General features: G+C 59.6%; 26 protein-coding genes and 1 pseudogene. 20 read left to right on the top strand and 7 right to left on the bottom strand.

Going from position 1 to position 20518, the window contains the following annotated elements; all coding sequences use genetic code 11:
- The first annotated feature begins 136 nt into the window (after positions 1–136).
- Complete coding sequence (locus ACYBHZ_RS02855) at positions 137–505, top strand: response regulator transcription factor (RefSeq protein ID WP_460272661.1); 369 nt, start codon at positions 137–139, stop codon at positions 503–505.
- Here the strand turns inward: ACYBHZ_RS02855 and ACYBHZ_RS02850 are convergent.
- The gene (locus ACYBHZ_RS02850; RefSeq protein ID WP_460272660.1) at positions 502–1503 is read right to left on the bottom strand and encodes a glutathione S-transferase family protein; all 1002 of its coding nucleotides are present in this window, start codon (positions 1501–1503) and stop codon (positions 502–504) included. The two genes, ACYBHZ_RS02855 and ACYBHZ_RS02850, sit on opposite strands and share 4 nt — an antisense overlap.
- Before the next feature lie 304 nt (positions 1504–1807).
- Here ACYBHZ_RS02850 and ACYBHZ_RS02845 point away from each other — a divergent pair, with 304 nt between their 5' ends.
- From ACYBHZ_RS02845 to ACYBHZ_RS02810, 8 genes are all read left to right on the top strand, one after another.
- Positions 1808–2032 (top strand): DUF6732 family protein, encoded by a 225-nt coding sequence (locus ACYBHZ_RS02845; RefSeq protein WP_460272659.1) that lies wholly within the window; start codon positions 1808–1810, stop codon positions 2030–2032.
- A 4-nt stretch (positions 2033–2036) separates the two neighbouring features.
- On the top strand, positions 2037–3257 hold the full coding sequence (locus ACYBHZ_RS02840; protein ID WP_460272658.1) for a sirohydrochlorin chelatase: 1221 nt from the start codon (positions 2037–2039) through the stop codon (positions 3255–3257).
- Between the two features lie 3 nt (positions 3258–3260).
- Positions 3261–3899 carry a precorrin-8X methylmutase gene (locus ACYBHZ_RS02835; RefSeq protein WP_460272657.1) on the top strand — a complete coding sequence of 213 codons (639 nt, stop codon included), beginning with the start codon at positions 3261–3263 and terminating at the stop codon, positions 3897–3899.
- The gene (cbiE, locus tag ACYBHZ_RS02830; protein WP_460272656.1) at positions 3896–5092 is read left to right on the top strand and encodes a precorrin-6y C5,15-methyltransferase (decarboxylating) subunit CbiE; all 1197 of its coding nucleotides are present in this window, start codon (positions 3896–3898) and stop codon (positions 5090–5092) included. The genes ACYBHZ_RS02835 and cbiE overlap by 4 nt, the downstream gene beginning before the upstream one ends.
- Positions 5089–5805, top strand: a complete 717-nt coding sequence (gene cobI, locus ACYBHZ_RS02825; RefSeq protein ID WP_460272655.1) for a precorrin-2 C(20)-methyltransferase — start codon at positions 5089–5091, stop codon at positions 5803–5805. The genes cbiE and cobI overlap by 4 nt, the downstream gene beginning before the upstream one ends.
- Positions 5796–7616: a precorrin-3B C(17)-methyltransferase gene (gene cobJ, locus ACYBHZ_RS02820; protein ID WP_460272654.1), complete on the top strand. Its 1821-nt coding sequence runs from the start codon at positions 5796–5798 to the stop codon at positions 7614–7616. The genes cobI and cobJ overlap by 10 nt, the downstream gene beginning before the upstream one ends.
- Positions 7613–8380, top strand: a complete 768-nt coding sequence (gene cobM / locus ACYBHZ_RS02815; RefSeq protein WP_460272653.1) for a precorrin-4 C(11)-methyltransferase — start codon at positions 7613–7615, stop codon at positions 8378–8380. The genes cobJ and cobM overlap by 4 nt, the downstream gene beginning before the upstream one ends.
- A 106-nt stretch (positions 8381–8486) precedes the next feature.
- Complete coding sequence (locus ACYBHZ_RS02810; protein WP_460272652.1) at positions 8487–8837, top strand: hypothetical protein; 351 nt, start codon at positions 8487–8489, stop codon at positions 8835–8837.
- On the opposite strand, the gene ACYBHZ_RS02805 is transcribed toward ACYBHZ_RS02810, so the two are convergent.
- Positions 8838–10016 (bottom strand): MalY/PatB family protein, encoded by a 1179-nt coding sequence (locus tag ACYBHZ_RS02805; protein WP_460272651.1) that lies wholly within the window; start codon positions 10014–10016, stop codon positions 8838–8840.
- Between the two features lie 137 nt (positions 10017–10153).
- Between ACYBHZ_RS02805 and def (ACYBHZ_RS02800) the strand changes: the two genes are divergently transcribed.
- The 7 genes and pseudogenes from def (ACYBHZ_RS02800) (at position 10154) to ACYBHZ_RS02770 (ending at position 13213) form a co-directional block, all read left to right on the top strand.
- A complete protein-coding gene (gene def / locus ACYBHZ_RS02800; protein ID WP_460273177.1) occupies positions 10154–10675 on the top strand; it encodes a peptide deformylase in 522 nt (173 codons plus the stop codon).
- Positions 10675–11166, top strand: coding sequence for a peptide deformylase (gene def / locus ACYBHZ_RS02795; protein WP_460272650.1), 492 nt, complete (start codon positions 10675–10677; stop codon positions 11164–11166). The genes def (ACYBHZ_RS02800) and def (ACYBHZ_RS02795) overlap by 1 nt, the downstream gene beginning before the upstream one ends.
- Positions 11163–11666: a peptide deformylase gene (gene def / locus ACYBHZ_RS02790; RefSeq protein WP_460272649.1), complete on the top strand. Its 504-nt coding sequence runs from the start codon at positions 11163–11165 to the stop codon at positions 11664–11666. Before def (ACYBHZ_RS02795) ends, def (ACYBHZ_RS02790) begins: the two co-directional genes overlap by 4 nt.
- Positions 11663–12568 (top strand): methionyl-tRNA formyltransferase, encoded by a 906-nt coding sequence (gene fmt / locus ACYBHZ_RS02785; protein ID WP_460272648.1) that lies wholly within the window; start codon positions 11663–11665, stop codon positions 12566–12568. Before def (ACYBHZ_RS02790) ends, fmt begins: the two co-directional genes overlap by 4 nt.
- A 10-nt stretch (positions 12569–12578) precedes the next feature.
- Positions 12579–12818 carry a hypothetical protein gene (locus tag ACYBHZ_RS02780; RefSeq protein ID WP_460272647.1) on the top strand — a complete coding sequence of 80 codons (240 nt, stop codon included), beginning with the start codon at positions 12579–12581 and terminating at the stop codon, positions 12816–12818.
- 9 nt (positions 12819–12827) lie between these two features.
- Positions 12828–13066: pseudogene (locus tag ACYBHZ_RS02775) on the top strand (GlsB/YeaQ/YmgE family stress response membrane protein).
- A gap of 9 nt (positions 13067–13075) precedes the next feature.
- A complete protein-coding gene (locus tag ACYBHZ_RS02770) occupies positions 13076–13213 on the top strand; it encodes a hypothetical protein (protein WP_460272646.1) in 138 nt (45 codons plus the stop codon).
- A 3-nt stretch (positions 13214–13216) separates the two neighbouring features.
- Here the strand turns inward: ACYBHZ_RS02770 and ACYBHZ_RS02765 are convergent, their stop codons facing one another.
- The 5 genes from ACYBHZ_RS02765 to ACYBHZ_RS02745 form a co-directional block, all read right to left on the bottom strand.
- Positions 13217–13840 (bottom strand): trimeric intracellular cation channel family protein, encoded by a 624-nt coding sequence (locus ACYBHZ_RS02765; RefSeq protein WP_460272645.1) that lies wholly within the window; start codon positions 13838–13840, stop codon positions 13217–13219.
- A complete protein-coding gene (gene rnhA / locus ACYBHZ_RS02760) occupies positions 13837–14298 on the bottom strand; it encodes a ribonuclease HI (protein WP_460272644.1) in 462 nt (153 codons plus the stop codon). Before rnhA ends, ACYBHZ_RS02765 begins: the two co-directional genes overlap by 4 nt.
- On the bottom strand, positions 14291–14884 hold the full coding sequence (locus tag ACYBHZ_RS02755; RefSeq protein ID WP_460272643.1) for a class I SAM-dependent methyltransferase: 594 nt from the start codon (positions 14882–14884) through the stop codon (positions 14291–14293). Before ACYBHZ_RS02755 ends, rnhA begins: the two co-directional genes overlap by 8 nt.
- Positions 14881–15831, bottom strand: a complete 951-nt coding sequence (gene ispH, locus ACYBHZ_RS02750; RefSeq protein ID WP_460272642.1) for a 4-hydroxy-3-methylbut-2-enyl diphosphate reductase — start codon at positions 15829–15831, stop codon at positions 14881–14883. Before ispH ends, ACYBHZ_RS02755 begins: the two co-directional genes overlap by 4 nt.
- Before the next feature lie 91 nt (positions 15832–15922).
- Positions 15923–16483, bottom strand: a complete 561-nt coding sequence (locus ACYBHZ_RS02745) for a LabA-like NYN domain-containing protein (RefSeq protein WP_460272641.1) — start codon at positions 16481–16483, stop codon at positions 15923–15925.
- A 105-nt stretch (positions 16484–16588) separates the two neighbouring features.
- On the opposite strand from ACYBHZ_RS02745, the gene folK reads away from it, so the two are divergent.
- From folK to ACYBHZ_RS02725, 4 genes are all read left to right on the top strand, one after another.
- Positions 16589–17221 (top strand): 2-amino-4-hydroxy-6-hydroxymethyldihydropteridine diphosphokinase, encoded by a 633-nt coding sequence (folK, locus tag ACYBHZ_RS02740; protein WP_460272640.1) that lies wholly within the window; start codon positions 16589–16591, stop codon positions 17219–17221.
- Between the two features lie 101 nt (positions 17222–17322).
- Complete coding sequence (rpoZ, locus tag ACYBHZ_RS02735) at positions 17323–17676, top strand: DNA-directed RNA polymerase subunit omega (RefSeq protein ID WP_460272639.1); 354 nt, start codon at positions 17323–17325, stop codon at positions 17674–17676.
- Positions 17677–17721: 45 nt separating this feature from the next.
- On the top strand, positions 17722–19839 hold the full coding sequence (locus ACYBHZ_RS02730) for a RelA/SpoT family protein (RefSeq protein WP_460272638.1): 2118 nt from the start codon (positions 17722–17724) through the stop codon (positions 19837–19839).
- Positions 19840–19883: 44 nt separating this feature from the next.
- Positions 19884–20510 carry a DUF2062 domain-containing protein gene (locus ACYBHZ_RS02725; RefSeq protein WP_460272637.1) on the top strand — a complete coding sequence of 209 codons (627 nt, stop codon included), beginning with the start codon at positions 19884–19886 and terminating at the stop codon, positions 20508–20510.
- The last annotated feature ends 8 nt before the right edge of the window (positions 20511–20518 follow it).

The raw sequence follows: 20518 nt of genomic DNA, 5'->3' as shown, positions 1-20518 counted from the left end.
TTCAACCGCGACGACCTGTTCTTTCGGTCAATTGTCCGATGGCTCAATCTTCGTTAAAATAAGCTTAATAAACACCCCATTGAACGCGTTGTGCCTTGGGTCATGCCATGTCGTTTCAGGCCCCGATGGAACACCTATGCAGATTCTGATTGTTGAAAACAGCCCGGAGATCGGGCGTCTTTGGCAGCGCTTTTTGGAGCGTCAGGGCATGTCTGTGACTCTGGTGTCCGGTCAGAGCGCCGCGATCAAGGAGCTGCAAAAGGACGTGCCTCCGGATTTGATCGTGCTCGATCTGGTTCTGGATGGCGGTTCTGCTTTTGCCATCGCGGATTACGCCAGCTACCGTGCGCCGCAGACACGCGTCATCTTCACCACGAATTCGACCTTTTTCTCCGACGGATCGATCTTTCAACATGTCGCGAATGCTTGTGCTTTCTTACCGAAAGAGGTCGATCCCGGCGATCTGGCCGCGATGGTGGAGCATTATGGTAAGGTGGCCTCTTAGAGCGCCAAGGTCTTTGCTTCCGTTTGGTCGCGCCCATGCGGTGCGTCGAAATCCAACTCCGGCGTGACAGGCACGATCCGGTTCGGATTGATCGTATCGTGGCTGTAGTAATAGTGCCGCACGATATGGTCGAAATGGGTGGTCTCCCGGATGCCCGGCATCTGGTACAGTTCGCGCGTATAGGCCCAGAGGTTCGGGTAATCCTTGACCATCCGACGATTGCATTTGAAATGCGTGTGATAGACCTTGTCGAAGCGCACCAATGTGGTGAACAGCCGCCAATCGGCCTCAGTCAGACGGTCGCCAACGAGATAGCGGTTTTTCGACAGAAGCTCTTCCAACCAGTCGAGGCTTTCGAACAGCGGATCGACGGCCTCATCATAGGCCGCTTGCGTGGTGGCAAAGCCTGCTTTGTAAACGCCGTTGTTCACCGTGTCATAGATACGGCTGTTCACCGCTTCGATCTGGTCGCGCAGCTCTTCCGGCCAGAAATCCAGCGTGTTGCCGGTGATCCCGTCGAAGGCGGAGTTGAGCATGCGGATGATCTCTGCCGATTCGTTGGACACGATGGTGTTCAGCTTCTTGTCCCAAAGGATCGGCACAGTCACACGTCCCGAGGCCTGCGGGTCCGCTGTGATGTAGACGTCACGCAGGAAGGTGTTTCCAAGAAGCGTGTCGCCGGTCGTTTCCGGGAAGTCCGTGGCAAAGGTCCAGCCGTCGCCAAGCATGTCTGGATGCACGACCGAGATGCTGATGTGGCCCTCCAAGCCTTTGAGGGCGCGGAAGATTAGGGTCCGGTGCGCCCATGGGCAGGCATAGGAGACATAAAGGTGATAGCGCCCGCTTTCTGCCGCAAAACCGCCCTCGCCTGAGGGGCCGGGCGCGCCGTCCGGGGTAATCCAGTGGCGATATCCGGTGGTGGTCCGCTGAAAGCGGCCACCAGAGGATTTGGTGTCGTACCACTGGTCATGCCAGGTGCCGTTTTGCAGATATCCCATCGGGGCCTCCTTTGTGATCAGCAGACCCTAAAGGCTTTGGCTTTCTGTGCAAACAGGACTGCGAGCGCATTGATGGTGCGCATTTGCACATGTTTGCGCTGCAACTGCGAAAGCATTTGCGTGCTGTCAGGACCCTGCCTATAGATAAGTTCATGACGACGTCCCGATAGGGGACCAGAGAGGTTGGCGGTAGCGGATCGACCCAATTCGGGGATCACGCGCAGCATCGTCAGACGTCCCAGCCTCCTTGAATTCAAGACGGTCCAAACACCCGGAATTGGGGGGCCACAGACAAGGAAATGCCATGACACGTAGTCTTGCACTTATCTTCACCCTTTTCGCCGCCCCGGCGCTCGCGCATCCGGGCCATATCGGTGAAATGGCCGGCCACAACCATTGGCTCGCTGGTGCCGCCATCGGAGCCGCGATCGCAATCGCGGTCTGGGGCGCGATCAAAGGGAAGAAAGAGGACGAAGCCGCAGAGGCTGAATCTGAGGCCGAGATCGAGGCTGAGCCCCAAGAGGCCTGATCCCATGAAAACCGGTGTTATGATTTGTGGCCATGGCTCCCGCAGTCAGGCCGCAGTGGAGGAGTTCGCCGTTTTGGCGGACAAGCTCCCTGCTTTGCTGCCGTCCGACTGGCTTGTCGATTACGGCTATCTCGAATTCGCCAACCCTGTGCTGCGGGATGGTCTTGATCGTCTGCGCGAGGCTGGCTGCGACCGTATCCTTGCCGTGCCGGGGATGCTCTTTGCCGCGATGCATGCGAAGAACGACATTCCAACGGTGCTCAATACCTATGCCGCCAAGCACGGGATCGAGGTCTCCTACGGCCGGGAACTGGGTGTCGATCCGAAAATGATCGCCGCCGCAGCAGGCCGCGTGCAGGAAGCCGTCGAGCGCGCCAATGCTGAACTAGGTGAGATGCCGATGCACGACACCTGTCTCGTGGTCATCGGGCGCGGCGCTTCTGATCCGGACGCCAATGCCAATGTCGCAAAGATCGCCCGGTTTCTCTGGGAAGGTATGGGGTTTGGGTGGTGCGAGATCGGCTATTCCGGCGTCACCTTCCCGCTGGTCGAACCCTGCCTGCAACAGGTCGCCAAACTTGGCTACAAACGGGTCATCGTCTTCCCCTATTTCCTGTTCACCGGTATCCTGATCGACCGCATCTATGGTTTTACAGATCAGGTCGCTGCCGAACACCCTGACATCCAATTCGTCAAAGCGGGCTATCTCAACGATCATCCGAAGGTGCTGGAAACCTTCGCGGAACGGGTGCTCGAACAGGACGGTGATATGCCGATCCCGAATTGCGGCATCTGTGGCTATCGTGAACAGGTTCTGGCCCTTGAGAGCGGCCATCACCATCACATCCGCCCCGAGGATCGCCAGCATCCGGCCTTCTCCCACACGCCGCCGCCGACCTGTGTGCTCTGCAAATACCGCACGGAAGTGATCGGTTTCGAGGGCGAAGTCGGCGCGGTGCAGGAAAGCCATCACCACCACGTTGAAGGGCAGGGGGCCTCCGCGCCCGGCTCGAACGTCGCCGATTGCACGCTTTGCGATAGCTTCTGCACCGGCCTGTGTCGGCTTGAGGCGACGGGGCATGACCACCATGATCATGATCATGATCACAGTCACGGGCATGATCATCACCATGACCACCATCATGGCCACGATCACCACCATCCGGTCTACCCGCACGCCAACCACCCGCTCGGCCCCGAGTCGGCGCGCAAAACCAAAGGCTAAGCCATGCGCCCCTATGAAAAGGATCCGCAGGCGATCTATGCCCAGAGTTTCGCCACCGTCCGCAAAGAGGCCCGGTTGGATCGGTTCGACGTGGGGATGGAACGCCTCGCGATCCGCTTGATCCACGCCTGCGGCATGGTCGAAGTGGCGGATCGTCTCGCCTATTCCTCCGGTGCCTATGGTGCCGGTCACGCAGCGCTCCAATCCGGCGCGCCAATCCTTTGCGATTGTGAAATGGCTGGGGCCGGGATCATCCGCCGCTATCTCCCGGCGGGCAATGAGGTGATCGTCACGCTCAATCATCCCACCGTGCCCGAGCGTGCCAAGGAACTCGGCACCACCCGCTCCGCCGCCGCCGTAGACCTCTGGGAACCGCATCTCGACGGTGCCGTGGTGGCCATCGGCAATGCCCCCACCGCGCTGTTCCACCTTTTGGAGCGGATCGAGCAGGGTTTTCCTAAACCCGCCCTGATCCTCGGTTTTCCTGTCGGTTTCGTTGGTGCCGCCGAATCCAAAGCTGAGCTTGCCGCCAATCCACTCGGCTGCGACTTCATCGCTCTGCGCGGGCGTCGCGGTGGATCAGCCATCGCCTCCGCCGCAGTCAACGCGCTTGCGGTCGGTTTGCCGGAGATCGGCGAATGAGCGCGCCTTGGCTTCATATCATCGGCATTGGAGACAACGGTCTCGCCAGCCTCGCCCCGGCCACCCGCGCCGTGCTCGGCGATGCCGAAGTGATCTTCGGCGCGGAGCGACATCACACGCTGACCGCGACGCTCAAAGCCGAGCGCCGAGCATGGCCCTCGCCTTTCAACGCACTGATTTCCGAACTACAGGCTCTGCGCGGTCGGCGCGTTGTCGTACTCGCCACCGGCGATCCGCTTTGGTACTCCGTTGGTGCGCGGATAGGACGGGAGATCGCCCCGTCGGAAATCCTCTACCACCCGCAGCTTTCCGCCTTTCAACTTGCCGCCTGCCGCATGGGCTGGTCGCTCGCCGATTGTGAAGCCCTGACCATTCACGGGCGTCCGGCAGAGCAGATCATCCCGTTTCTTGCCGCATCACAAAAACTGCTCATTTTGACAAATAGCTCAAATAGCCCGTCAGAAGTTGCGCAAATTTTGCGGGATCGTAGTTTCTCACCTTCACGTTTGACAGTGCTCGGGCACATGGGCGGGGCTGAAGAAGTCCGCTTTGAGGGCACCGCTGGCGACTGGTCGCATGAGGTGCCGGAGTTCCACACGCTTGCCGTCGATCTTATCGCAGAAGCGGGCGCGACGATCCTGCCGCGCTTCGGTCTGCCCGACGATGCTTTTGTCTCGGATGGCAATATGACCAAGCAAGAGGTTCGCGCCGTGACCCTCGCCAAGCTCGGCCCGGTGCGCGGAGGTCTGCTTTGGGACATCGGCTGCGGCTCCGGATCTGTCGCCATCGAATGGATGCGCGCCGCCCGCGATGCCCGCGCCATTGGTGTCGAGCATCGTGCCGATCGCCGAGCCTTGGCGGCGCAGAACGCTTTGGCGCTCGGCGCGCCTGCCCTCAAGCTCATCGACGCGAAAGCGCCCGACAGTCTCGCCAATTTGCCTGCCCCGGACGCGGTGTTCATCGGCGGCGGTCTCACGCGCGAGGTGGTCGATACCGCCCTCTCCGCGCTCAAACCCCACGGTCGTCTTGTGGCCAATGCCGTGACGCTGGAGGGTGAGGCCACGCTCCTGTCGCTGCGCAGCGAGTTTGGTGGCGATCTCACCCGTCTGTCGGTGTCCCGCGCCAAACCCGTCGGCAGCCTGTCGGGCTGGAAACCCTTCATGCCCGTCACGCAATGGAGCCTCACGAAATGACCGGAAAACTCTACGGCATCGGTCTCGGCCCGGGCGATCCCGAGTTGATGACCCTCAAGGCGGCGCGGCTGATTGCGGGGGCCAAAGTCATCGCCTATCCAACGCTCGCGGGTGGCACGTCTTTCGCGCGGTCCATTGCGGCGGATCACATCACGCCGGGCACGCGCGAGATCGTCATGGACATCCCAATGACCGTCAACCGTGCCCCTGCACAGGCAGCCTACGATCTCGGGGCCGCCGCCATTCGCGCCGAATTGGACGCCGGTCATGACGTCGTGGTGCTGTGCGAGGGCGATCCGTTTTTCTACGGCTCCTTCATGTATCTCTATGCCCGTCTGCGCGTCGATTATCCGGTCGAAGTCGTGCCCGGCGTCAGCTCCGTCATGAGCTGTGCTGCCGTCGCGGGCTTGCCGCTCGCCGCGCGCAATGAGGTGGTGACCATCCTCCCCGCCCCCGAACTTGCCCGACGTTTGTCCGACGCAAAGCCGACGCAAATCCTACCGCCCTGTGACACGCTTGTGGTGATGAAACTCGGGCGTCATTTTGCGGCGGTACGGGCGGCCATTGAGGCGGCGGATCTGACCGGCAAGGCGATTTATATCGAACGGGCCTCCACCCCAGAGGAACGTGTCATGCCGCTCGGACAAGCGCCTGAAAAGGCACCGTATTTTTCCATGATCCTCATCGTGAAAGGGGCCGATCCATGGCTGTGACCCCTGTTGTTGTTGCGCTTAGCGCCTCCGGCGAGAAAATCGCCACCAAGATCGCTGTCGCCCTCGGCGCGGAACTACATGGTCGGGAAGGTCGGACCAGCGCAAAGATCAGCTTTCCCAACGCTTTAGATCATGTGCGCGATCTTTTTGCGGCGGGGATTCCGGTTATTGGTGTCTGCGCTTCCGGTATCCTGATCCGCGCCGTCGCGCCCCTGTTGAACGACAAAACCAGCGAACCGCCGGTGATCTCCGTGTCGGATGACGGCTCCGTTGTTGTGCCGCTTCTTGGCGGTCATCGCGGGGCGAACCGTCTGGCGCAAGAGATCGCGCAAGTCCTTGCCGCGAAAGCCGCTATCACCACCGCAGGGGACGTCGCGCTCGGCATCGCACTGGACGAACCTCCTGTGGGTTATCGCCTCGCCAATCCTGAAAACGCCAAATCCGCCATGGCTGCTTTGCTCGCCGGAGAAGGTGTGTCGATGGAAGGCGAGAACATTTTCGACCTGACCGACGAAGACGGCGCGGTGACGCTGTCCGTGACGGATGCCCCCACTGAATCGGGCCCCAAACGTCTCGTCTATCATCCACAGCGCTATGCCCTCGGCGTCGGCTGCGCGCGTAATGCGGACCCGGAGGAGCTTTGGCAAAACGTCTCTGATATGCTTGTGGATCAAGGGATTGCTCCGGGGGCGATTGCCTCGGTGAACACCATTGATTTGAAAGCGGATGAGCCGGCAGTGATCGCTTTGGCCAATCGTCTCGACGTGCCATTGAGGTTGTTCACAGCGGAAGAATTGGAAGCACAGGCGGCGCGCCTTGCGAACCCCTCTGAGGTGGTGTTCGCCGAGGTCGGATGCCACGGCGTCGCGGAGGGCGCGGCCTTGGCGGCGGGCGGTGTCTTGGTTTCGGAGAAGCGCAAAACCGCTGCTACAACCTGCGCGCTGACCCGCTCGGAAGAACCGTTCATCGCCTTGAAAGGCAGGGCCCGAGGTCGTTTGTCAGTCGTTGGCATCGGGCCGGGGCAGGCAAGCTGGCGGACGCCGGAAGTATCTAAATTGATCTCTGAAGCCGAGGAACTTGTCGGTTATGGCCTCTATATTGATCTTCTCGGTCCGCTCGCTGCTGGCAAAATCCGCAGTGACTTTCCGCTGGGTGGCGAAGAGGATCGCTGTCGCTATGCCTTGGAGCAGGCTGCGAAAGGCAAGAATGTCGCTCTGGTCTGTTCGGGCGACGCGGGCATCTACGCCATGGGCGCGCTGGTGTTCGAACTTTTGGATCGTGGGCCGGACGAGCAAGGCGTGTCCGATGCCGCGCGCCGAGTTGAGGTGATCTGTTCGCCGGGTGTTTCTGCGCTTCAAGGCGCTGCGGCGCGGGCCGGTGCGCCTTTGGGACATGACTTCTGTGCAATTTCTTTGTCGGATTTGCTGACCCCGCGCGGTGACATCGTCCGCCGGTTGAAGGCCGCCGCAGAAGGAGATTTCGTGATTGCCTTCTACAATCCCGTGTCCAAGAAACGCCGCACACTTTTGGCCGAGGCGCGGGAGATTTTGCTGCAGCATCGCCCGGCGGATACGCCGGTTATGCTGGCTTCGAACCTTGGTCGTCCGACTGAGCATGTGCGCTATCGTCGACTGGATGAACTGGAAGTCGATGAGGTCGATATGTTGACCGTTGTACTGATCGGGTCGTCGAACACACGGCTTGCACAACTTGGCGAAGGGCCGCGTATGTTCACGCCGCGCGGCTACGCCCGCCGGATTGATGGAGATTTGCAGGACGTCGGAAACCGCCATCTGGAGGACATGCAATGACGGTTTATTTCATCGGGGCGGGGCCGGGCGATCCGGAACTCCTCACGAAAAAAGCGGAACGCATCATCGGGCAATGTCCGGTTTGCCTTTACGCAGGTTCGCTTGTTCCGCCAGAGGTTGTCGCCGGTGCGCCGGAAGGGGCGATCGTTTTGGATACGGCATCGATGACCTTGGATCAAACCCACCTCGAAATCAAAAAAGCACATGAATATGGCTTTGATGTCGCACGTGTGCATAGTGGCGATCCATCTCTCTATGGCGCGATTGCCGAGCAAATTCGTCGTTTGCGTGCTGATGGTATCCCGTACGAGATCATTCCGGGGGTTCCTGCCTATGCGGCTGCGGCTGCGGCTCTGGGGCAGGAATTGACCATCCCGGAGATCGCGCAGAGCATCGTTTTGACGCGTGTGTCGATGAAATCGACCTCGATGCCGGAGGGAGAGACGCTTGAGAATTTCGCAAAGACCGGTGCCACTTTAGCCATTCATCTGGGTATTCGCAATCTGCGTGAGATCGAACGGCAGCTTTCCCCCTATTACGGCGCGGATTGTCCTGTGGCGGTGGCCTATCGGGTGGGCTGGCCGGATCAACGTCTGATCCGTGGGACACTCAGTGACATTCACGAAAAGGTCCGGGCGGAAAAGATTACGCGCACGGCTCTGATCCTTGTCGGCCCGGCCTTGGGGGAGGTGGCGGATTTCAAGGACAGTGCGCTTTATGATCCCAGCATGCCCCATGTGTTGCGACCCAAGGTGCGGCAATAGGGTGACTCTGCGCTTTTGCTTGGCCAGCCGCCATTAGGGTTAACTTGACCGAAATCCTTCTCATGCCATCTTATAAGGGAGACAGATTGACTGCCTGGGGGATGCCATGACGGATGTTTTGCCGAAAGAGGTGCTGGAAGGTCTTGAACTGGCACGCAAACGTGACCTGAAAAAGCGGTCGCGCCTTCGAGTGAAGGTCGGGGATGAGACCTATCCGATTCTGCGGACGTGGGAGAACGGCTTTGCGCTGGATCGCGACAATGCCGACCATCTGCGCGGGCTTGTCGATGTCTATGACGGGTCGAAACATCTCTATCAGGCGCTGATCGTTGCCTCGACAGAGGAAGATCACGAGATGAGTTTTGAATTCAAGCGGGCGACTTGCGCTTCGGACAAGCCGCCGCTCGATTACGACCGGCCCGATGACGCGCCGGTCGCGCTTTTGCCGCGCCTGTGATCACTGAAGATCGCTGAATGCTTCTTTGAGACGGGTACAGGCCGTCTCCACAATGCTGCGCGGCGTTGCGAGGTTGAACCGCAGGAACAGCTCGCCTCCGGTCCCGAAAGCCGGGCCGTGGTTCGGCGCAATCCGGGCGGTTTTTTCGACGCGGGCGGTAAACTCCTCGCGCGACATGCCGGTGCCGGAGAAGTCGACCCAAGCGAGATAGGTGGCTTCCAAAGGCATGGAGGTCAGACCGGGGATCTCTGCGATGGCGGCATCGAAAAGCTGGCGATTGCCGTCGAGATAAGCGACAAGCTCATCGACCCAAGCGGCCCCTTCCGGGCTATAGGCGGCGGTGGCCATTTCGAGGCCGAAGGAGTTCGGTGAAATCCCAAGGGCTGCCATGCGGCTCGCGAATTTCGCGCGCAGTTTTTCATCCGCGATGATCACGTTGCCGGAATGTGTGCCCGCGATATTGAAGGTCTTCGTCGTGGCGGACATCATGATCAGCCGATCCGCGATCCCGTCGATCAGTGCCATCGGCGTGTGGCTGTGTCCGGGCATCACCAGATCGTGGTGAATTTCGTCGGACACCAGAATGAGCTCGTGGCGTTTGCAGAAGGCCGCAACGCCTTCGAGTTCTGCACGCGTCCAGACGCGCCCGCCCGGATTGTGCGGCGAGCAGAGCACAAGCATCTTCTCCTTGCCGGTCATCAGCCCGTCCCAAGTCTCGAAGTCCATGACGTATTTGCCACCCTCCATCGCCAGAGGACATTCGACGATCTCACGCCCGGCGGCTTTGATCACGCGGTGGAATGCGTGATAAACCGGTGTCATCAGAAGCACACCGTCACCCGGTTGCGTGAAGGCATCGACACACATCGCCGTGCCATTGACCAGACCGTGCGTGGTGAAAATCCATTCGGGTTCCACATCCCAACCGTGACGGGTCTTCATCCACCATTGGATCGCAGCGAGGTAATCGCTCTCGTCGCCGAAATAGCCGTAGACGCCATGCGCAGTCATTTTCTCAAGTGCGCGTTGCACGCTTGCGGGCGGGCGGAAATCCATGTCGGCCACCCACATCGCGATCCCGTCCTCAGAAGGCACGCCATAGATGTCCTCCATCTTGTCCCATTTTGCGCAATGGGTGCCGAAGCGGTTGATGATCGGGTCGAACAGCGGATTTGTCATGAAATGCTCCATTGGGATGGTTGGGTGAGCCTAAACAGGCTCTTGGTCCGAAGAAAACCGAAAATCCCGCGAGAGGGGCTGCGCGTTTTCGCGGGAGCGATATTGCGTGCAGCGGGCGCATTGACTACATGCATCTCATGACATTGAAACCGATCCTCATCCACCCCGACCCGCGTTTGAAAAAGGTCTGTGACCCTGTGACCGAGTTCGACAAAGAACTCGCGCGGGTTGCCGATGACATGCTTGAGACCATGTACGATGCGCCGGGGATCGGCCTCGCTGCGCCGCAGATCGGTCTGACCAAGCGCTTTCTCGTAATGGACTGCGCCAAGGAGTCGGATGGCAAACCCGAGCCGATGGTTTTGGTGAATCCCGAGGTGACGTGGACAAGCGACGAACGCAACGTCTATGAGGAGGGCTGTCTGTCCATTCCCGGCCAATATGCCGAGGTGGAGCGCCCGAAGATGGTGCGCGTGAGCTGGCAGGATGTCGAAGGCAAACCACATGAACAGGAGTTCGATGAGCTGTGGGCGACCTGTGTGCAGCATGAGATCGACCACCTCGATGGTGTGTTGTTCATCGACTACCTGAAACCGCTCAAGCGCCAGATGATCACCCGTAAGATGCAAAAGCTCAAACGCGAGCGGACGCGGCCCTGATGGCGGTGCGGGAAATCCTGCTCTGGCCGGATGCCCGCCTGAGCACTCCATGTGTGCCGGTGGGGGCAATCTCTGACGAGATTCACACGCTGGTCGCCGACATGTTCGAGACCATGTATGCCGCGCCGGGCCGGGGCCTTGCCGGACCCCAGGTTGGCGCGATGCTACGGCTTTTCGTGATGGATGCGACATGGAAAGAGGGGGAGAAATCGCCCCTCGTTGCGATCAACCCTGAGATCACGTTCTTGTCGGATGACACCTGCGAGATGGATGAGGGCTGTCTCTCGATCCCCGGCATCACCGCAACGGTGCGGCGGCCCACGCGTATTATGCTCAGGTGGACCGACCTTGATGGCGTGACCCACACGCGGGAGATGGACGGGGCCGAGGCCCGCATCGCCCAGCACGAATATGACCATCTCGATGGTCTTGTGCATTTCGACCGGCTCGACGCCAAGGCCCGCGCCCGTCTTGAAGAGGCTTATACATGACCCAACGCGCTTTCCTGCCCTATCCCGACAAACGGCTCAAGATCGCCGTGCCGCCGGTTGCGGAGATCACTGATGAGATTCGCACGATCTGGGCGGATATGGTTGAGACCATGGACGCGATGCCGGGCTATGGTCTGGCCGGGCCGCAGATCGGGGTGATGCAACAGCTCGCCGTGGTCGATTGCTCTGACGAGCGCGGCAAGGCGATCAAGCTGGCGAACCCGGAAATCCTGCACGCGTCTGTGCAATCGCGCGAGCATGAGGAAGCCTCTCCGAACCTCCCGGGCATGTCCGCCGTGATCTCCCGCCCGCGCGCCGTGACCGTGCGGTTTCTGAATGAGGCGGGCGAGATGGAAGAGCGCGATTTCGTTGGGCTCTGGGCGACCTCTGTGCAGCACCAGATCGACCACCTGAACGGCAAAATGTATTTCGACAATCTCAAGCCGGTGAAACGTCAGATGTTTCTGAAAAAGGCGAAGAAGATGGGAGCCATGAAATGAGAGTGATCTTCATGGGTAGCCCGGATTTCTCCGTTCCGGTTCTGGAGGCCTTGGTCGATGCAGGCCATGAGATCGCCTGCGTCTATTGTCAGCCGCCGCGCCCGGCGGGACGGGGCAAGAAAGATCGCCCGACACCTGTGCAGGCGCGTGCTGAGGAGCTGGGCCTGCCCGTCCGTCATCCGCTGAATTTCAAAGGCTCGTCGGATGTGGCGGAGTTTGAGGCGCTGAACGCTGATGTCGCTGTGGTGGTGGCCTATGGGCTTCTCTTGCCGCAGAGCATTCTCGATGCGCCGAAACACGGCTGCCTGAACATCCACGCCTCGCTCTTGCCGCGCTGGCGCGGGGCGGCGCCGATCCATCGCGCGATCCTTGCAGGGGATGGAATGACTGGCGTCTGCGTCATGCAGATGGAAGCCGGGCTCGACACCGGTCCTGTTCTGCTGCGCCAAGAAACCGAGATCACCGCAGAGGACACGACCGCGCTCTTGCATGATCGCCTGTCCGAGATGGGCGCCGATGCGATCACCGTCGCGCTCGACGCGTTGCCCCGGCTTGTTCCCGAGCCTCAGGCGGAAGAGGGCGTGACCTACGCCAAAAAGATCGACAAGGCCGAGGCGAAAATCGATTGGACCCGCCCGGCGGTCGAAATCGACCGGCAAATCCGTGGCCTCTCGCCTTTTCCCGGCGCATGGGCCACGTTGAACGGGGAGCGGATCAAGTTCCATATGTCGCGTGCAGTGGACGCATCCGGCGCACCGGGTGAGGTCATCGGCGCATTTACCATCGCATGCGGTGACGGCGCCGTCGAAATTCTCACCGCGCAGCGCGAAGGTAAACGTGCTATGGCTGTGGAAGATATTCTGAAAGGGCTGGACCTCCCCAAAGGCAGCCATTTCGCGTGAGGGAAAACCGATGTTTCCAGTTCTGATCGGCACGGTGGTGATTGCGGGGATCGTCGGGTATATTTGTGAAAAGACCGGCTTCACCCGCAACGGTTATCTGCCCTCGATCATCATCTGTGTCGGTGGCGCATTTCTGGCCTATTTCGTGAAGCTGATGTTTGGCGTCGGGTTCGGCTCTCCGGGATTGAATGCGATTGTCTCCTCGATCGGCGCGCTGATCATCGTGCCGACCCATTGGCGCAAGCGATAGGAGGGCGTCATGCCCGTTCTGTTTCTCATCATCACGGGGCCGCCGCAGGCTTTATCGCCACGCGGATCATGGATCTGAAAACCGACCTGATCACCACCGTCGTCATCGGCATGCTCGGCGCTTTGATCGGCGGGCTTGTCCTGCGGTTTCTGTTGATGCTGTCGGGTGTGGCGGCGGGCTTCGTCGGGGCGATCCTTGGCGCGATGGTCCTGATCTGGGCGTGGAAAGCGATCTCGGGTCGAAAGTAAGGGACGCAAATGATCTGGCTTCTCTCAGTTCCCGGCATGATCGCGCGTATCTTGTTCAGCCTCGCGCTCTGGCTCATGTTCCGGCCGGGTGGCTGGTTCGTCGCCTGCTGCCTTGCCGTGGCGGCGACGTGGTATATTAAGGTTTGAGCCTTAAGAGCGCGGTGGGCGCGATTTGTAGACCGGCAAAGACCAGCCCCAAAGCAGGCTTCCCCCGCGCAGCACGAATGTCAAAATACCACAGGCAATAAATTCAATTTCCCTTGGGGCCTCGAAATAAGACGCAATCAGAAGTGCGATTGCGCCAGCCAAAGCGGCGGAGACGTAAAGCTCTCCCTGCTTGAGCACCAAAGGCACCTCGTTACAGACCACATCCCGCATCATCCCGCCAAAACATCCGGTTGCCACGCCCATCAAGGCGATGATCACGGGAGGCTGTCCGAGTGTCTGGGCGACACCTGCGCCCGCTGCGACGGCAACGGAGAGCGCGACAGCATCGGCCCACATGATCGCTTTCAGGCGGCTTTCAAACCGGTGCGCGGTGAAAAAGACGACGATTGCGACGAGGCAGGCGATTAGGATGTAGGTCGGGTCGGCGATCCAGAACACCGCATCGCGATTGAGCAGCACATCGCGCAACGTCCCGCCACCGACAGCTGTGAGGCAGGCGATGAAGGCAAAGCCGACAATGTCGAGCTGGGCGCGGGAGGCGGTCAATGCGCCGGAGATCGCGAAAACGATCACCGAGGCGTAATCGAGCGCCGCCAGAGGTGTCATGTCGCGGCCTTTTTGAACGGGGCCATACCGGCACGGGCCAGTTCATCGGCGCGTTCATTTTCGGGGTGCCCCGCGTGGCCTTTGACCCATTCCCATGTCACATCGTGGCGCTTTTGCGCCTCATCAATACGTTGCCAAAGATCGACATTCTTCACGGGCTTTTTCGCTGCGGTCTTCCAGCCGTTGCGTTTCCAGCCGTGGATCCATCCTGTGACGCCATTTTTCACATAGGCGCTGTCGGTGACGACCGTGATGCGAGACGGGCGTTCGAGCGTTTCAAGCGCCGTGATCGCCGCCAAAAGCTCCATCCGGTTGTTGGTGGTCTCTGCTTCGCCGCCCTTAAGTTCGCGCTCTTTGAGCACGGTCTCGCCGTCTTTCGCGACAAGCAAAGCGCCCCAGCCGCCCGGGCCGGGATTTCCGGAGCAGGCTCCGTCGGTATATGCGTAAAATTCAGCCATGACAGAGCAGGGTGATATAGTGCCCGGCGGTGCCGTCAAGCCCTACACCTTCGAACAGGCGGCGATCCGTGATTGTGAAGCCTGCGCTTTGCATAAGCCCCTCAAGCTCGGTCTCGCTGTAATAGGTATAATACCGCTGCAATTGGTCCGGTCCGGCGCCTTCTCCGAGTTTCATGGCGATATGAAACATGCCGCCGGTTTTCAGGGCGCGGTGAATGCGAGAAAGCAAGTCGGGGAGGGCATCTCGCTCAGCGTGGAGCAGGCTGAAATTGGCCCAGATGCCGTCATAGGCCTGCTTCGCGTCCAATTCATGGAATAGAGCTTGTCGTGTCGAAACGCCTTCATGCTGCGCTGCCAGAGCGCACATCTCATTGGAGCCGTCCCAGGCCTCGACCTGAAATCCTTGCTGCGCGAACCAAGCAGCATATTGCCCGGGACCGCACCCGAGATCGAGAATGCATCCGTTTTCTGGGAGTTCGTCCGCAAAAGCTTGGGCTTGGGGAAGCTCAAAGAGCTGCACATTGCGCGCGGCATAGGCCTCGGCTTGCGCGTCATAGATAGAGAGGGTCGGATCGTCCCCGCTCATGCGGGCACTCTCAACACACGCGGCACTTTGAATTCGACATTTTCCTGTGCGGTCTCGACCAGTTCCACGGTCACGTCGTAACGCGCGCGGAAGGCGTCGATCACCTCGTTGACCAGCACTTCCGGGGCAGAGGCTCCGGCGGTGATGCCGACAGAAGTGATGCCCTCAAGCGCGCGCCAGTCGATGTCCGGGGCGCGTTGCACAAGCTGTGAATAGGCGCAGCCATTGGCTTTGCCAACTTCGACCAGACGTTTGCTATTTGAACTATTCGGCGCTCCAATTACCAAAAGAGCATCGATATTTGATGCGATGGCTTTCACCGCCGCTTGGCGGTTGGTGGTGGCGTAACAGATGTCTTCCTTGTGCGGGCCGACGATATGCGGGAAGCGGGCGCGGAGTGCCGCGATCACATCCACCGTGTCATCGACCGACAGGGTGGTCTGGGTGATGAACGCCAGCCGCTCAGGATCACGAACTTCCAGCCCGGCGACATCCTCCGGTTGCTCAACCAAAAGCACCTCGCCCTCCGGCAATTGGCCCATGGTGCCGATGGTTTCCGGGTGACCCGCGTGGCCGATCATGATCATCTGAAGCCCTTCGGCGTGATGGCGCTCCGCCTCGATATGTACCTTGGAAACCAAGGGGCAGGTGGCATCGACATAGACCATCTCGCGCTTGGCGGCTTCGGCGGGGACGGCTTTCGGCACGCCATGGGCGGAGAAGATCACCGGGCGGTCATCTGGGCAATCGCTCAACTCTTCGACGAAAACCGCACCTTTGGCCTTGAGACCGTCGACCACGAATTTGTTGTGGACGATCTCGTGGCGCACATAGACGGGCGGCCCCCATTTCTCGATCGCCATTTCAACAATCTTGATGGCTCGATCGACACCGGCGCAGAAACCGCGCGGGGCGGCGAGATAGAGAGTGAGTGGGGTCTTGGTCATGTCGCGCTCCTGATCTTTTTCAGAGGTAGCGGCGAACGCCGGTGAGTGCAACGACCGGGAAAAGAAAAGCCCCCGGCGAGGGGGCTTTCAATCAGTTTTCGTACACTTCGTCTTCGCGCGGCTCGCGCGGTGGGCGGCCGATGACGTCTTTCAGATCGTTCAACTCGATGAAGTTGTCGGCCTGACGGCGCAGCTCATCGGCGATCATCGGCGGTTGCGATTTGATCGTGGAAACCACGGAAACGCGCACGCCTTGACGTTGCAGGCTTTCGATCAGAGGGCGGAAATCGCCGTCGCCGGAGAACAGCACGATGTGATCCACATGCGGTGCCAGTTCCATCGCGTTGACGGCAAGCTCGATGTCCATGTTGCCCTTGATCTTGCGGCGGCCCATGGAGTCGGTGAACTCCTTGGCCGGCTTGGTGACCATGCTGAAGCCGTTGTAATTCAACCAATCCACCAGTGGGCGGATCGGCGAATAGTCATCATTTTCGAGCAGGGCAGTGTAATAAAATGCGCGAAGGAGCTTGCCGCGGCGCATGAATTCCTGACGAAGAAGTTTGTAATCGATATCGAAGCCGAGCGATTTGGCGGCCGCGTAAAGATTCGATCCATCAATGAACAAGGCAAGTCGTTCATCTTTATAAAACATCTAAGGGTCCTTTTTGTCTTGTTTTTTGGACATCCACAAATTGGAACGTCGGTTGTTCTTGGCTTTCTGCACAGTGAGATAGTATGAAATCAGCCAAATCAAAACTTGTCTAAATATATAGGGCGGTTGAGGGCGTTGGAAAATCACATCGAAGAGTGGGCGAAAAAACGCGTATGGATAGCCTTCGGCGCCAATCTGCCTTCAATCGTTGGAGCGCCGTTTGAGACCTTGCGAGCAGCTGTGCGCGAATTAATGAGCAAGGGGCTCAAGATCAAGTCCGTCAGTCAAATATACGAGACGCCCTGCTTTCCGAAAGGCGCGGGGCCGGACTACATCAATTTCGTCGCTGAGATCGAAACGTCGTTGTCTCCCGAATCTGTCCTGACGATCCTGCATGAGGTGGAGCATCAATATGGCCGCGTGCGCAAGACGCGTTGGGCTGGACGGCCGATTGATCTCGATTTGATTGCTTGCGAAAGCGCCATTCTTCCGAATGAGACGTTGGTGAAGAGCTGGATCGAATTGCCGCTGGAGCAGCAAAGCGTACAGGCCCCGGATCAGCTTATCTTGCCGCACCCACGCATTCAGGATCGCGCTTTTGTGCTGATTCCCTTTGCTGATCTCGCGCCCGACTGGGTGCACCCGATCCTCGGGAAAACCGTTGAAGAGATGCTCGCGGCCCGTCCTGAGGAGGAGAAAAGCGAGGTGAAACGTCTCGCAGAGGTCGAAATCCTGTAAAAATAGGGTTAGAATGATCTGAAAGGGCGCTTGTCAAGGGCGGAGTGAGCGCCTAAATAGAGCCTTTGAATTGCACCCCCGTCCGAACGATTGGAGATCCCATGGCCCGCGTGACCGTTGAAGATTGCGTCGACAAGGTTCCGAACCGCTTCGAGCTTGTGATGCTCGCTGCCCACCGCGCCCGCGAGATCGCATCTGGCTCGTCCCTGACTGTCGATCGCGACAATGACAAAAACCCGGTTGTCGCCCTGCGCGAGATTGCCGAGGAAACCCAGTCCGCCGACAGCCTGCGCGAGCGGATGATCGAGAGCCATCAGACCCAGATTGAGGTCGATGAGCCGGAAGACGATCAAATGGCGCTTCTCATGGGCCAGGAATCTGACAAACCGGCCGAGGACGATATGTCCGAAGAGAAACTGCTGCGCGCCCTTATGGAAGCGCAGGGTCAGAATTAAGATGCGGGGCGATCGCGCCCCAATCTACGGAGTTCGCGGACCAAAATGATCGATGTCGAAGACCTGATCGCGCTGGTCCGCAACTACAACCCCAAGACAAATGCCGATCTGATCCGCGAGGCTTATGCCTACGGTCGAGATATGCATGAGGGGCAGTTCCGCCGCTCCGGGGAACCCTATTTTACCCATCCCGTCGCCGTCGCCGCAATCCTGACCGAGCAATCGCTGGATGATGCGACGATCATCACCGCGCTGTTGCACGACACGATCGAGGACACTCGCGCCTCGTATCAAGAGGTCGCGCGCAAGTTTGGCGAAGAGATCGCCGAGCTGGTGGACGGGGTGACGAAGCTCACCAACCTGCAGCTCTCCTCGACAGAGACCAAACAGGCGGAAAACTTCCGCAAACTGTTCATGGCCATGTCGAAAGACTTGCGCGTCATTCTCGTCAAGCTTGCTGACCGTCTGCACAACATGCGAACGATCAAGTCGATGCGCCCGGAGAAACAGCTCCAGAAAGCGCGCGAGACCATGGACATCTTTGCGCCGCTCGCGGGCCGCATGGGGATGCAGTGGATGCGCGAAGAGTTGGAAGACCTTTCCTTCCGTGTCATCAACCCGGAAGCGCGCAATTCGATCATCCGCCGCTTCATCACGCTGCAACGCGAAACCGGCGATGTGATCCACAAGATCACCAATGACATTCGCGCCGAGCTGGAACGCGAAGGCATTGAGGCCGATGTGTTCGGGCGTGCCAAGAAACCCTATTCGATCTGGCGCAAGATGGAGGAGAAACAGCAAAGCTTCTCCCGCCTGTCGGATATCTACGGCTTCCGCGTGATCACCCATAGCGAGATGGATTGCTACCGTGTCCTTGGTGTGATCCACCAGCGTTGGCGCTCTGTGATGACCCGATTCAAGGATTACATCAGCCAGCCGAAATCCAACGGTTACCGCTCGATCCACACCACGGTTTCGGGCCGCGACGGCAAGCGGGTGGAGGTGCAGATTCGCACCCGCCAGATGCACGAAGTGGCCGAAAGCGGCGTGGCGGCGCACTGGTCCTATCGAGATGGTGTGCGGGCGCAAAACCCCTTTGCGGTCGATCCGGCGAAATGGCTCGCCCAGCTCACGGAACGGTTTGAGAATGCGGAAGATCACTCCGAATTCCTCGAACACGTCAAGCTGGAGATGTATTCCGACAAGGTCTTCACCTTCACCCCTAAGGGCGAGGTGGTGTCCCTGCCGAAAGGCGCAACGCCGCTGGACTATGCCTATTCGATCCACACGCGGATCGGCGATAGCTGTGTCGGGGCCAAGGTGGACGGCATTCGCGTGCCGCTCTGGACCCGGCTGAAAAACGGTCAGTCGGTGGAGATTCTCACCGCAGAAGGCCAACGCCCGCAGGGCACATGGCTCGACATCGTTGTCACCGGGCGCGCCAAGGCGGCGATCCGCAAGTCCCTGCGCGAAGAGGACCGCGAGCGTTTCGTCAAGCTGGGCCGCGAACTGGCGCGCGTGGCGTTTGAGCATGTCGGCAAGAAGGCCTCTGAGAAAGCGCTCGCGACGGCCGCGAAACAAATGTCGCTGACCAATTCCGTGGAGCTTTTGGCGCGTTTGGGCTCTGCTGAACTTGCCGCCTCCGACGTCGTGCGCACGGTCTACCCGGAACTGGTGCGCGAAAGCGCTGCGGTAGATTCGAACCGTGCCGTGCTCGGTCTGTCGGAAGGCGAAAGCTATAACCGCGCTTCCTGCTGTCAGCCGGTGCCGGGCGAGCGGATCGTCGGCATCACTTATCGTGGCAAAGGTGTGGTGATCCATGCCATCGATTGCCCGGCGCTCGAAGAGCTTGAGGCCGAGACGAACCGCTGGATCGATCTGCAATGGCATGCGGGGCCGCACGCGCCGGAATATACCGTGTCGCTCGACATCACGATTTCGAACGACACCGGGGTGCTGGGCCGGATCTGTACGTTGATCGGTGAGCAGAAGGCCAATATCGCCGACCTGCGCTTTCAGGAGCGCAAGCCGGACTTCTATCGCCTGATTGTGGACGTCGATCTGAGAGACGTGGAGCATCTGCATGCCGTTATGCTCGCGCTCGAAGCGGAAAGCGAAGTGGCACGGGTGCGCCGGTACAGGAACTTGGACAGGCGGCCCTGAACGGGTTTGCGGGGGACAACGTGGTTTTCAAACGCCGGGATAAATTGACGCCGCTGCAGTGGCTGGCGCAATGGATCTGGCCGAAACGCGGCTGGGGGCGGGCTGTGCGCTATATGCAGCACCGCCTGCACCGTTTGCCTGACACGCCCCACAAGATCGCCCGCGGCGTGTTCGTCGGTGTCTTTACCGTCTTCACCCCGTTCTTTGGTTTGCATTTCATCATCGCCGCCCTTCTGGCCAAGCTGATGCGAGGCAATGTGATCGCGGCACTTCTGGCCACCTTTGTGGGCAATCCGTTGACCTATGTGCCGATTGGGGTGATCTCGCTCAAGATGGGTCACTTTTTGCTTGGCACCCGGTTCGACCATCACCACGAGCGCAGTTTTATCGGCAAGTTTTTTGACGCCGCCGATGACTTCTGGCGCAATTTTCAGGCCCTGTTCACGGATAAGGACAGCAATTGGGACGCGCTCATCCGGTTCTGGCACGAGATCTTCTTTCCCTATCTTGTCGGGGGCATCATTCCGGGCCTCATCGCGGGTATGGTCGCCTATTACGTCGCGCTGCCGATGATCTCTGCCTATCAGTCCCGCCGTCGCGGTCGGCTCAAAGCCAAGCTCGAAGAGCTGCGCCGCAAGAAACAGGCGAAGAAAGCCGCGCACAAGCCTTGATCGGCGGT

This window comes from Celeribacter sp. ULVN23_4, assembly GCF_054788345.1.
Note: the sequence above shows the minus strand (reverse complement) of the source record. Positions and strands in the feature narration are given on the sequence as shown.